The following is a 13,472-nucleotide window of genomic DNA, read 5'->3' as shown; positions in this document are numbered from 1 at the left end:
TTTAGTTGGAAAAAGAAGAGATATTTTCATTTTTTGAACAATTAATTTCTTTGTTTTTCTTCCAATTTCCCTTTCTTTGCTCTGCTTTACAGATTTTATATTCGTTAACTAATACTATAGAACATGAAACGAAAATCTTCGGAAACACTATTTGTCTTGCCTATATGTAACTCAATATTCACATGCATGGGTAATAAATACATTTTATCTACTCTATTTGGTTCTTTGCTAACCTCACAGGTCAGTGCTACTGTAACTAACAGGCCGAACATTTTATTCGTTATTTCTGATGATCAGTCTTACCCGCATGCATCAGCGTATGGATCTTCTTTAATAAGAACGCCCGGATTTGATTTGGTTGCTCAAAATGGTTGGTTGTTTAATAACGCTTTTGTGACTTCTCCCGGGAGCAGTCCTTCCCGTGCCTCTATACTTACAGGACTTTATCCTTGGCAGATAGAAGAAGCGGGTACGCATGCTTCTTCTTTCCCTGTTGATTATAAGTGCTTTCCTGATTTATTGGAAGAGGCTGGTTATTATATTGGATATACCGGAAAAGGGTGGGGCCCTGGAAATTGGAAAATATCAGGGCGCAAGCGTAACCCGGCCGGTCCCGAATATAATAAAATGCGTATCCATCCTCCATATAAGGGGGTCTCTAACATTAATTATTCCCAAAATTTCAAAGAATTTCTTCATGGAAGAGAAGGAAACCAACCTTTTTATTTTTGGGTGGGTACAAATGAACCACATCGACCTTATGAAAAAGATAGTTGGGAGAAGGCTGATAAAAGACTGACTGAGGCAGAAGTGCCTCCATTTCTGCCTGATAATCCTATTATAAGAAAAGATTTATTGGATTATGGAACTGAAATAGAATGGTATGATAGTCAATTATCTCAAATTATCGATATATTGAAAGAAGAAGGTGAATTTGATAATACTTTAATTATAGTCATGGCCGACAATGGTATGCCTTTCCCTTTGGCTAAAGCTACCTGTTTCGAATATGGTATCCATGTTCCATTAGCGATATGTTGGGCAGATGGAATTAAAGATGGAGGAGTTAGTGATGAACTTGTTAGTAGTGTGGATTTATTCCCAACCATACTTGATGCTGCCGGTATACGATATAAAGGTAAAAAGTCAGGAGATAGTATACTTCCGTATCTGACAAAACAAAGGAAAACAACTGGACGAAATACAATTTTTGCAGGAAGAGAACGTCATAGTTCTGCTCGATATAATAATTTAGGATATCCTATGCGTGTATTGAGAACTAAAGAGTTCCTTTACATAAGGAATTTTTGTCCTGAAAGATATCCTGCCGGTGATCCTTGCTATATAAATAAGGAGGGGAATTTGACGCCGATGTATAGTGCTTATTTTGATATAGACCAAGGTCCGACCTGGAGGTTTATTATTGATGAAAAAGATACTCCCGACATATATCCCTATTTTCTGAAAGCAGTGGCAAAACGTTCATATGAAGAATTATATAATATTAGTTCAGATCCTGGTTGCCTTAATAATTTAGTCGGAGATAGTAAATACATGAAAGAATTGGAGCATCTTCGTAATAAGATGAATGATACACTCAAGAAGACTGAAGATGCACGCTATCTGAATAGTTCTGATCAAGATCAAAATGTTTGGGAAACCTATCCACGATTAAACGGAGTAATACGTACCTTCCCAAAGCCTTTGTTCTGATAATAGTTGCTTTAAATAATTCTAAAAGCACCCACGAATGTCATTAATCGGGGTGCTTTTTGACTTTATATTTGGAAGAGAAAAATTAGTCAGTATGTTGAGCTTGCTTATAATAATATTGTAATAAGTGGTGGTCTACCTTATATTAGTAATGAATGAGGATATCAGCAGTTGAGTTGTTACAAATTAAGGGAGAAACAATTTGTTCAATAAAAGAAAGAATAATCCATAATAGTTAACTTGTTGGATATCTGTGGCAGGTTTATTTATATTGCTGAAATTGTCTTTATAGCATATCCTAAAGGAGCTTTTTAATTATTAGATTAGTTTGGGACTAATTTTCCATTAATTGGTCTGTTTATGATATTATAATTTACCCGGATTTTCTACTTTTGTCTCATCCAAGAGGATAAATATAAGGTTTTCAACGGGACAGAACTCAATTAACAGAAGATAATAATCTTCATGGCATGAATAAGAAAGGTAAAGATAGAGATTGTGATAATAAGAATTTTTATTGGGGTATAATTGAGTTAAAAGGATTGTTTGAAGGATGACGTTTATTGTAAATATTGTCATACGTAAAAAATGGCAAAATTCAACTAAAATCTATATATGATGAATTATAAATTGATAAAAGAAAGTTTAGCTCCAGGTATACGCTGTTTTATATACCTATTGGTAGGAATTATTTTATTTGAATCGTGTGGCTCGGACAACAGTAAAAATGAATTTACTGGAAATGAGGGCAATACTACTAATCAATATTTGCTATTACAGCAGAGTGGTCTGAGTAAAATCACGGTAACTGGTAATGAAAAAGAGTATCGCTTTATTCTCACGGTAAAAAAAATAGGGGGTAAAATAGATTTTGAACTTGGTGCAAAGTTAGAAACATGGAATGAAGAACAGCTGGCTATATATAATGATAGACAAAAGACCTCATATAAGCTTTTACCGACATCTTTATATTCTTGTACTCCGGGGGATATAGTTTTTGATCAAAGCACTAATCAAGTGGATGTGGAAATAAAATTTGATCCGTCTAAAATCTTTTCTGAGTTGAAGAAAACAAATGCTCAATATGTCATTGCTTTAAAATTAAAGAGTGATATAATAAAGGTGAAAGAAAGTGAGAGTGATATGCTATTAAGTCTCTTTGTTGATTATCCTAAAGTGAGTTTATCCCCTTCTAATGTATATCAGGTGAGTGTAAATAAAGACGATACAAATGTAAAGATTATGACTAGTCTTAGCAGCCAACTTAATGATGAAAGTATTGGTAGTTGGTGTGACTTTGATTGTAAACTCATCCTTCCGAATAACGCAGAAGAATTAGTCGCTGCTTATAACCAGTTGAATAAGACTGATTATGAATTATTGCCACAAAATAGCTATCAATTGGGTGGTGAAATACATTATAATGTAGGAGACTCTCAAATGGAAGGAATGATTTCTATCCGTCGGGAGAAGCTAACTGTCAAATATTATCTACTACCCTTGCAATTAATTGGTACAGGAAATAATAATGTAATGTATGATGATGTGGTACACTATATGGTTATTTCTCGGAGTTATCAGAATCCAATTATTGATCAGAGTGCGGCGGACCCGACTGTAATTCTAGCTAATGATGGCTATTTTTATCTCTATGCAACCGGTGGAAATGTACCGGTTTATCGTTCTAAAGATCTGGTAGAGTGGAAGTATATAGGTTCTGCTTTTACTGCTCAAACGCGTCCCAGTTGGGAGCCAATGAAGGGGCGTGCCATATGGGCTCCTGAGATTCGTTATATTAAAGATAAATATGTATTATACTATTCTTGGGCGGTATGGGGAAAGCAAGATGAATGCCATATTGGCGTAGCTACAGCTGATTCTCCAGAAGGACCGTTTGTGGATCATGGATGTCTCATAAATGGAAAGGAAATTGGAGTACGTAATTCTATAGACCAGTTCTATGTTGAAGAGGATGGTAAGAAGTATATGTTTTGGGGGAGTTTTAACGGCATTTATGCTACAGAGTTAACGGATGATGGTTTGGCAGTAAAGAGGAATACGGATGGTACCCCAGTATTATTGAAAAAAGTCTGTGGTGCTAAGTTTGAAGCAACAAATATTTATAAAAGAGGTGGATATTTTTATCTTTTTGCTTCTATTGGGAGTTGTTGCGATGGTCTCAATAGTACCTATCGGGTAGTTGTTGGACGTTCCAAAAATCTGCTGGGACCTTATGTGGATGACAAAGGAGGAGATATGCTTCAAAATAATTTTAAACTAGTGGTTAATAAGAATAATACTTGGGTAGGTCCAGGGCACAACAGTATTTTAATAAAGGATGATGAGGGCACTGAATGGATGATTTATCATAGTTACAAAGCTGACGCTGTAGCTGACGGACGAGTTGTTTTGCTTGATCGTTTACGCTGGGATGAAAATGGATGGCCATATATTAAAGGGCTAGAACCTTCTAATTCCGGTCTGATACCAGTCTTTAAATAGTTTATAATCTGAGTTTAATGATTTGTTATTGACGTTTAATATTAAAATTATATTTATTAACATTTAAAATCAATGTATTATGAAAATGAGAGTAAAAAATCATGGTTGGTTTTTCCTATGGGGATTACTGACATTGGTTAGTTTTTGCTTCATTGGTTGCAAGGATGATGATGGAAGGGAAAAAGGATCCCCCTTTGATCCAGGCAAGCCAGTGATAATTTCTGATTTTGTTCCTAAAGAAGGAGGTTGGGGGACCCGCTTATTATTGTATGGGAATAATTTTGGCGATGATCCGACTAAAGTAAAAGTAACTATTGGAGGAAAAGAAGCGAAGGTGATTACTGTAACGAACGATAATATATATTGTTTTGTGCCACGTGGTGCTGATGCAGGTAATATCGAAGTTACTTTGCTTGACGGACGTGGAGCGGAACTGGCTTATGGAGAAATAGGTGAAAAATTTGTCTATAAGAAGAAGATGTTGGTATCGACTCTTGTAGGAGAAACAGACCCAGAGATATTAGACGATAACAAAAACTTCGATGTCATAGACGGACCATGGGGAGCTTGTGGAGGCTTGGAAAAAATGGAATGGTTAGTTTTTGATCCTAATAATAAGGATCATTTATATGTGTGTGGAGGTGCTAAGACACATCGGGTTGTTGATTTTGCTAAACAAACATTAGGCTCTATAAAATTCACAGGAGAAGCATCTGGTACTACTAGTATTTTGAGTTTTACAAATGATGGGCAATTAATGGTTGTCAGAGATATAGGGCAGGATGGTAAAAATGGAATTTTCTTTTATTCTCCGGAGTCGAATTTCCAGACACAAGTAAAAGCCATACATGCTCGTGGCTGTAGGGCGGCGATTCCTCATCCTATTAATGGAGAGATTTATACTTCGCGATATGATAAAGGATGGATTGGACGTTATGATCCTATAACAGGTGACTATAAGATGGATGAGATTCAAATGCCTTATGGATCAATACAATGTTTTATTGCTATTCATCCTACAGGTAACTATATGTATATTATGGTGAGAAATAAGCATGTAATTTATCGTGCGGATTATGATTTTGAGGAAAAGACATTTACAACACCTTATTTGGTTTGTGGAAAATATGATACAAAAGGGATAACGGACGGCGTTGGAGGAAATGTTCGTCTTAATGAACCTCAACAAGGGTGTTTTGTTAAAAATGAAGAGTATGAGGGCCAAAAAGACGAATATGATTTCTATTTCGTTGATAAACAAAATCATTGTGTTCGTACTCTGACTCCTACAGGGTGTGTGAAAATATATGCTGGAAGACCTAATGGTGATGGTACAAAAGGATTTAATGATGGAGATTTGCGTAAAGAAGCTCGATTTAATTATCCCGCAAGTATAGTATGGGATGAAAAGAGAGAATGCCTTTTGGTAGGAGACTCAAATAATCATCGTATCCGAAAAATTGCTATGGAAGACTAATAATGATAAACGCACTTATGATGAGAAATTTTTTATTAATATGTATGATGTTACTCGGATTCTCGGTTCATGCTTTTGCACAGAAAGAGATTGTAGTGACAGGTATCGTAACTGATACAAACAAAGAGCCTTTGATAGGTGTCAATGTATCTATTGCAAATATGCCTGGTTTGGGTGCAATAACAGATATAAATGGTAAGTATTTGCTTAAAATCCCTCCTTATAATAAATTGGTATTTACTTACATTGGATATGAACCTGTGGAAGTGTTGGTGAAGGAGCAACGAACGGTAAATGTAGCTATGGAGGAAGCTAAAGCTACTCTTATTGATGAGGTAGTAGTTACCGGTACCGGTGTACAAAAAAAAATAGCTGTGACTGGTGCTGTAACCAATGTAGATGTTGCTGAACTGAAAACGAGCCCCAGTAGCTCTATGGCTGATGCATTAGCAGGAGTCGTTCCTGGAATTCAGGCTATGCAATCTAATGGTCGTCCGGGATCAGTTTCTGAGTTTTGGGTACGAAGTATTTCTACTTTTGGTGCCAGCAATGCAGCATTGGTTTTAGTTGATGGGTTTGAACGGGATTTGAATGAGATCAATGTGGAAGATGTGGAATCTTTTACAGTTCTGAAAGATGCTTCGGCTACAGCAATTTATGGAAGTAAGGGTGCTAATGGTGTTATTCTGATAAACACTCGTCGTGGTAAAGAGGGCAAGATTAATATAAATGCTAAAGTTGAAACTTTTTATAGTATGTTTACCCAGCTTCCTGAATTTGTAGATGGATATACTTATGCTTCTATGGCGAATGAAGCAAAAACGACTCGTAATCAAGAACCTTTATATCAACCTGAAGAATTGGAATTGTTTCGTTTGGGGCTTGATCCAGACTTGTATCCAGATGTAGATTGGATGGACTTGATGCTGCGGGATGGTGCGTGGAGTACTCGTGCTTCATTGAATATGACTGGTGGTGGTAAAACTGCCCGTTATTATGTCGGTGGTAGTTATCAAGATCAACAAGGTATGTATAAAACGGACAAGTCGCTGAAGAATTATAATACTAATGCTAATTTCCGAAAATGGACATATCGCATGAATGTGGACATTGATATAACTAAATCAACCTTACTGAAAGTTGGTGTCTCTGGTTCATTGCGTAAACAGAACGACCCAGGTGTAGGAACTGATGCTATTTGGACAACGTTAATGGGCTATAATTCTATAATGATGCCAGTGACATATTCGGATGGTAAAATAGCATCCTGGACTGGAAAAGAGGACAATATCAACCCATGGGTACAAGCTACTATGACTGGATATAATGAGAGTTGGAAAAATAATATTCAAACAAATGTAACATTGGAGCAGAAATTAGACTTTATTACGAAAGGGCTTAAATTTATTGGGCGTTTCGGATATGATACAGAAAACTCCAATTGGATAAAACGAGTAAAGTGGCCGGAACTATATAAAGCGGAACCTTACCGTGATGTAAATGGTGATCTGATTTTTACTCGGCTTTCGGAAGAGAAAAAAATGACGCAAACTTCTGGTTCAAGCGGAAAACGAAATGAGTTCTTTGAATGGGAATTACATTATGGCCGTGGATTTAAGGACCATCATGTAGGAGCGGTGTTGAAATATACACAATCAGCGAAAGTTGTAACTCAAGGGATTGGATCAGATCTTAAAAATGGTATCTCTCGGCGTAATCAAGGATTAGCTGGACGTGCTAATTATAATTGGAAATACCGTTATTTTATTGATTTTAATTTTGGTTATACTGGGTCAGAAAACTTTCATAAAGATAATCGTTTTGGTTTCTTTCCTGCTATTTCCGGAGCATGGAATGTGGCAGAAGAAGCCTTAATAAAGGATAATCTGAAATGGGTTAACATGTTTAAAATACGTTATTCGTATGGTAAAACAGGTAATGATAATTTAGGAGATACTCGTTTCCCGTATTTGTATAATCTTGAAACATTGTTGAAGAGAAATGAAGACGGTAAATTAGTGAACGGCAATATACCTGTTGGGGGGTATCAGTTTGCAGATTTTGGTTATGATAGATATTATGGGGGAATGCGCTATACTTCGGTCGCTTCAACCAATGTGTCATGGGAGGTCGCAACTAAACAAGACTTAGGTATAGATTTTTCTTTTTTCGATGATAAATTATCGGGCTCTATTGATTATTTCCATGAACGACGAGAAGGGATTTACATGGAACGTAAATATTTGCCTTGGATTGCTTCATTAGGTACATGGACAGAGTATAAGGATAATAACGTAAACGAAAAAGATATCCATCCTTATGCCAATGTCGGAATTGTGGAAGCACGTGGGTTTGATGGTAACTTCTCATTTCGCCATAAAATAGACAAAGTTAATTTAACTATACGTGGTAACATGACCTATAGTAAAAATGAGATTTTAGAACGTGATGAAGAAAACACTGTGTATTGGTATAAAATGCAGGAGGGGCATCGGGTGAATCAAGCTATGGGATTGGTCGCATTAGGTTTATTTAAAGATTATGAAGAAATCCGTAACTGGCCGAAACAATTTGGAGATGTTATGCCTGGTGATATTAAGTATAAAGATATCAATGGAGATGGTGTAATTAACGATAATGACAAGGTGGCAATTGGTGCAACAAAAAAACCTAACTTTACGTATGGTTTCGGTGTATCTGCTAAGTGGAAAGGCTTGGATGTAAATGTACATTTCCAAGGTGTGGGTAAATCTACTTATTTTATAGATGGTTCTACTGTTTATATGTTTTCCGGTGGTGACGGTTGGGGAAATGTACTAAAAGAGATGGCGGAAAGTAATCGTTGGATTTTAGGCGTCAATGAAGATCCGAATGCAGAATATCCCCGTTTGACTTATGGGAAGAATGAAAATAACAATCGTGCTTCCACATTTTGGCTTAAGAATGGAGCTTATCTTCGTTTAAAAACATTGGATGTTGGTTATACGCTTCCTAAGAGTTTGGTTCGTAAGGCTCACTTAAATACGGTACGCATCTTCTTTACTGGTACTAATTTACTTACCTTTTCTAAATTTAAGCTTTGGGATCCGGAAATGGGAAGTTCTACAGGAAAGTCGTATCCGCTTAATAAGACACTTTCTTTAGGTATATCTGTTAATTTGTAAAAAAAAATATATGAAAAAGATAATAACAATTTTATCCTTTGCTGTGGGGTTGACTTCTTTAGTAGGGTGTTCTGATTACTTAGATTCAGATTATCTATTTGATGAAAGAATGAGTATTGAGGATGTTTTCAGCAATCGGGATTACACAAATAGGTGGTTGGCAAGAGGGTATTTTTATTTAAGTAATGGTTACTTGCAAGATGTTTGTAGTAAGAGAGATTATCCTTTTAACTTTGCCGATGACATGTATTATGGAGACGGTGGTTATGATAAATGGAAGAGTGGACAATATGATGAAAGCGGAGTTAATAATTCCAGTAGCGGTATTTGGAAAAATGCCTATTTGGGTATTCGTCAAGTAGCTATATTTCTGAATAATATAGATAAAAATAAAGAATTTACAGAAGAAGAAATAACAGACTTTAAAGGTCAGGCACATTTTTTGAGGGCCTACTATTATTGGTTAATGCTTCGTGCATTCGGACCGGTACCTATTATACCGGACGAGGGAGTGGACTATACAAAAGAATATGATGAATTAGCTTACCCGAGAAATTCGTATGACGAATGTGTAGACTATATTACTAGCGAACTTTTAAAAGCAGCAGGGCAATTGCCATTACAGCGTTCTGTACAGGAGGTGCTTCGTCCGACGAGAGGAGCTGCCTTGGCTTTACGAGCTAAAATCCTTTTGTATGCAGCTAGTCCATTGTTTAATGGGAAAGCTCCAGAAGTAGTATCTTCAGCCTTGGTAAACAAAGATGGGAAACGTTTGCTTCCCGAAACCTACGACGAGTCTAAGTGGGCAAAAGCAGCAGCTGCTGCTAAGGATGTGATGGATTTGAATATTTATGGCATACATGTGGCTTATTTCAATAGCAATGCTGGTGATATAGCATATCCGGCAACAATTGCTCCGCCACATGATGATGAATTTTCAGATCAGTCTTGGCCAAATGGTTGGAAGAATATTGATCCTTTTCAATCATATCGTGAAATGTTTGATGGCAGTATTATAGTAAGTCAGAATGAAGAGCTAATCTTTACTCGAGGCGATAATCAAAGCCGTGAAAGTGTGGATATTATGGTCGTTCACCAACTTCCACGTAATGGTGCTGGTGGATATGGTTCACAGGGTATGACTCAGAAGCAATGTGATGCTTACTATATGAATGATGGTACTAATTGTCCGGGGATGAATGATGTGTATAAGGAGTTTGATGGATATAAAGGTCGTTATGATTCCCGGCCAAGAGCAGAGGGGTATGTAAAGGAGAAAGAATTAGTCGATTATCCTGAACTGGGTCCGTTGGGGGTTGGTGTGTCTAAACAATATGTGCGACGTGAGCCTCGTTTTTATGCATCAGTAGGCTATAATGGAAGTACATGGCATTTGTTAAATGCATTGAATGATAACACTCATGATGAACAGAAAAATATACAAGTATTCTACTATCGTGGTGGTAGTAATGGATATGCGAACTCTTCCTATTGGCTTCGTACCGGTATTGGCATTAAGAAATATGTGCACCCGAATGACATTAGCTATACGCAGAAAAATTCGTATGATGTTACTCGTATTGAGCATAAAGCAGATCCGGCCATTCGTTATGCAGAGATATTGTTAATTTATGCAGAAGCATTGAATGAACTGACGGGTTCGTATGAGATTCCTTCTTGGGATGGTAATAAAATGCATTCTGTGAAACGTGACATTGCTGAAATGAAGAAGGGGATACGTCCTGTTCGTATTCGCGCAGGATTGCCTGATTATGATAAAGTTAAGGGGCATGAAACTGCTTATGATAATCCAGATGAATTTCGAACGATGTTAAAACGTGAACGTCAGATTGAATTCTTTGCCGAAGGGCACCGTTATTGGGATTTACGTCGTTGGCTAGATGCACCTGTGGAAGAGACAGTCCCTGTGTATGGTTGTAACATGTTAGCATCAAAGGATATGGCTGATCAATTTCATACGCCTGTGATGTGTACGTCGTTACCTACTATTTTTGCTGAGAAAATGTGGCTTTGTCCGATTGCCCATACTGAGTTGAAACACAATGTGAATTTGGTTCAGAATCCTGGGTGGACAAACCCTGAATAACCTTTTTAGATAATTGAATAAAATGAGGAATATATATTATTTAATTTTAGGCATAGTGTTGACTATTTGTTGCACTGCTTGTAATAAAGAATGGGAAGATGAGCAATATTCATATATGGCATCTTTTAAGGCGAATGTTAATGCCCAGGGAGTAACTACGACATACGTACGTTTTAAGCCAGGTGGAGTGGTAAAATATGATCTTCCGGTTATTATGAGTGGGTCTACTTTGACTGGCAAATCTCATACAATTCATTTTGGTCTAGATCCTGATACTTTGGAACGGTTAAATATAGAACAATATGGACATCGTGAAGAACTTTATTTCCAGCAGTTGCCAAATAAGTATTATAGTATGCCAGAGTCTGTGGAAATGCCGGCTGGTGAATGTTTGACAACATTGCCGATTGAATTTAAATTAGATGAGACGCTTGATCAGGCAGATAAATGGGTGCTACCTATACAGATATTAGATGATCAATCTTATGATTATCAGGCAAATCTACGTAAGTATTATCGTAGAGCTATGTTGAGACTACTTCCATTTAATGATTATTCAGGAACGTATGATGCAGCCCAATATCGAATTTTTCTTAAACCTGATGTGAAAAATCCTTTCACTATATCCTCGCAAAGAGCGTTTGTGGTAGATGATAGGACAATTTTTATCTATGCAGGTACAAGAGATATAGATTATCTTGATCGCAAACAGTACAAAGTGTTTATCCGTTTTCCGGAAAAAGGTACAGATTCTAAATTGTTAGAAGTATGGTCTGATAATCCAGAGATTGAGTTAGAACTTGATGAAAAAAAGGCGTGCACTTTTACAATGAATGAAGAGATGGATGAGTTAAAGCCTTATCTGAAGAAGATTTATATTACTCTTTATTTATATTACTCTTTTAAGGATTATACAACTGTCCCTGGTACAAAGCTTGAATACGTGGTAGAAGGTTCTTTGGCAATGCAGCGTAATTTGAATACTTTGATTCCTGACGAAGATCAGCAGATTCAGTGGTAAACTGAAGTTTGTTTAGCTCTTATAAATATTGGGGGGGATTCTATCTATGTGATAGGAAGGTTCTCCCCTTTTTTATTCTAATAAAACTTATAGGGAGAGGGTTTATCTGTTTAAGTCTTCTCCTTTTTTAACCTAATTATTTACTTCTTTTAAAAGGAAAGGTATGAGAAAAGGAATACTCCTCAATATTTTGTTTATTATAGGGATGACATGCTTGGTGTCATGTAATGATGACAATAAAAAAGCATTGGATGAAGGGAAAAATACGGAAAGTGGAAATGGTCAAGAGGGTAGCATGGACCCGATTACTGAATTTACTGCTGCTGCCACATCAAAAGCTAATGAATTGCAACTGAAATGGAAAAATCCTTCAGATGCAGTATTAGTAGAGATTTCTTATGCTTTAGAAGTAGGTGGCGGAGGCATCCCCTTGATTACTAATGTGCGTGTATATGGTGAGAAAAATAGTAAATATACACTCCAATTGCTAGAGTTTGGAACCTACCAAATTGCTGCTGTAGCCATTGATAATTATGGTAATCGTTCCGAGAAAGTGACGATTTCAGCTACTCCAGCCGAAAAAGACGCGATTGATCCGGATATAATAGCAGAGTATAAATTGCCGATTGCCGATCCTTTTGTGTTATACCATGAAGGTAAATACTATGCGTATGGTACCCGTGTTAATGGTTTTGAGGTATATATATCAGACGATCTGAAGCATTGGAAGCGAAATGAAACGAAGGCGTTGTCGCCTGAAAACTCTTGGGGGGCAAGATGGTACTGGGCGCCGGAAGTGTACTATGTGAAATCGAAAAATCTGTTTTATATGTTTTATTCTGTAGATGAACATATATGTGCGGCTATTTCAACAAGTCCGGAAGGTCCCTTTGTACAGAGGGAAAAGAAGCCTATTGTGGCAGATGAGAAAGGAATTGACACCTCGTTATTTATTGATGACGATGGGACTCCCTATCTTTATTATGTACGATTTACTGACGGTAATGTGATTTGGGTGGCGGAGATGAATGATGACTTGACTAGCATAAAAAAGGAAACACTGACTAAATGTATAAGTGTCACCGATGAGTGGGAGAAAAAACAAGCAAAAGTAACCGAAGGACCTTCGTTGTTGAAGAAAGGAGATACTTATTATCTGATTTACTCGGCCAATCACTATGAGAGTAAGGATTATGCGGTGGGCTATGCTACGGCAACTTCGCCCAAGGGACCTTGGACTAAATATAGCGGAAATCCGATTCTCCGAAGAGACAAAGAGGCGGCTAAGTCTGTAGGACTAGTTGGCACAGGACATGGAGCACCGTTTGTCTGTGCCGATGGAAGTTATAAATATATTTTTCATGCTCATGCGAGTGAGACTAGTGTAGGACCTCGTACTTCTTATATCAGTAACTTCAATATCTCCGATAAAGGAGTAATTAGTATCACAGGAGAAACGATTGAACCTGTGAGAATAAAGTAACCCTA

7 protein-coding genes are annotated in these 13,472 nt (G+C 37.0%); all 7 read left to right on the top strand.

The features are described from left to right. Window positions 1-186 precede the first annotated feature (186 nt). The 7 genes from A4V03_RS17885 (at window position 187) to A4V03_RS17855 (ending at window position 13,467) form a co-directional block, all read left to right on the top strand. The gene (locus A4V03_RS17885) at window positions 187-1,713 is read left to right on the top strand and encodes a sulfatase family protein (protein ID WP_065539788.1); all 1,527 of its coding nucleotides are present in this window, start codon (window positions 187-189) and stop codon (window positions 1,711-1,713) included. 615 nt (window positions 1,714-2,328) lie between these two features. Next, window positions 2,329-4,215 carry a family 43 glycosylhydrolase gene (locus A4V03_RS17880; RefSeq protein WP_084081181.1) on the top strand — a complete coding sequence of 629 codons (1,887 nt, stop codon included), beginning with the start codon at window positions 2,329-2,331 and terminating at the stop codon, window positions 4,213-4,215. Window positions 4,216-4,294: 79 nt separating this feature from the next. Continuing rightward, entirely contained in the window at window positions 4,295-5,692 is a 1,398-nt protein-coding gene (locus A4V03_RS17875) for an IPT/TIG domain-containing protein (RefSeq protein WP_065539787.1), read from the top strand. A 17-nt stretch (window positions 5,693-5,709) separates the two neighbouring features. Further along, entirely contained in the window at window positions 5,710-8,856 is a 3,147-nt protein-coding gene (locus A4V03_RS17870) for a SusC/RagA family TonB-linked outer membrane protein (RefSeq protein ID WP_065540492.1), read from the top strand. 10 nt (window positions 8,857-8,866) lie between these two features. Then, window positions 8,867-10,963, top strand: a complete 2,097-nt coding sequence (locus tag A4V03_RS17865; RefSeq protein WP_065539786.1) for a RagB/SusD family nutrient uptake outer membrane protein — start codon at window positions 8,867-8,869, stop codon at window positions 10,961-10,963. Between the two features lie 22 nt (window positions 10,964-10,985). After that, the gene (locus tag A4V03_RS17860) at window positions 10,986-11,984 is read left to right on the top strand and encodes a DUF4973 domain-containing protein (protein WP_065539785.1); all 999 of its coding nucleotides are present in this window, start codon (window positions 10,986-10,988) and stop codon (window positions 11,982-11,984) included. Between the two features lie 559 nt (window positions 11,985-12,543). Beyond that, complete coding sequence (locus A4V03_RS17855) at window positions 12,544-13,467, top strand: glycoside hydrolase family 43 protein (RefSeq protein ID WP_286144803.1); 924 nt, start codon at window positions 12,544-12,546, stop codon at window positions 13,465-13,467. The last annotated feature ends 5 nt before the right edge of the window (window positions 13,468-13,472 follow it).

The sequence above is a fragment of the Bacteroides caecimuris genome, assembly GCF_001688725.2.
In the GTDB taxonomy this organism is placed as follows: Bacteria; Bacteroidota; Bacteroidia; order Bacteroidales; family Bacteroidaceae; genus Bacteroides; species Bacteroides caecimuris.
Note: the sequence above shows the minus strand (reverse complement) of the source record. Positions and strands in the feature narration are given on the sequence as shown.

Bases quoted from the DNA above. Each gene is read 5' to 3' on its own strand.
- A4V03_RS17885 (WP_065539788.1), top strand. From the start codon at position 187: ATGGGTAATAAATACATTTTATCTACTCTATTTGGTTCTTTGCTAACC.
- A4V03_RS17880 (WP_084081181.1), top strand. From the start codon at position 2,329: ATGATGAATTATAAATTGATAAAAGAAAGTTTAGCTCCAGGTATACGC.
- A4V03_RS17875 (WP_065539787.1), top strand. From the start codon at position 4,295: ATGAAAATGAGAGTAAAAAATCATGGTTGGTTTTTCCTATGGGGATTA.
- A4V03_RS17870 (WP_065540492.1), top strand. From the start codon at position 5,710: ATGATGAGAAATTTTTTATTAATATGTATGATGTTACTCGGATTCTCG.
- A4V03_RS17865 (WP_065539786.1), top strand. From the start codon at position 8,867: ATGAAAAAGATAATAACAATTTTATCCTTTGCTGTGGGGTTGACTTCT.
- A4V03_RS17860 (WP_065539785.1), top strand. From the start codon at position 10,986: ATGAGGAATATATATTATTTAATTTTAGGCATAGTGTTGACTATTTGT.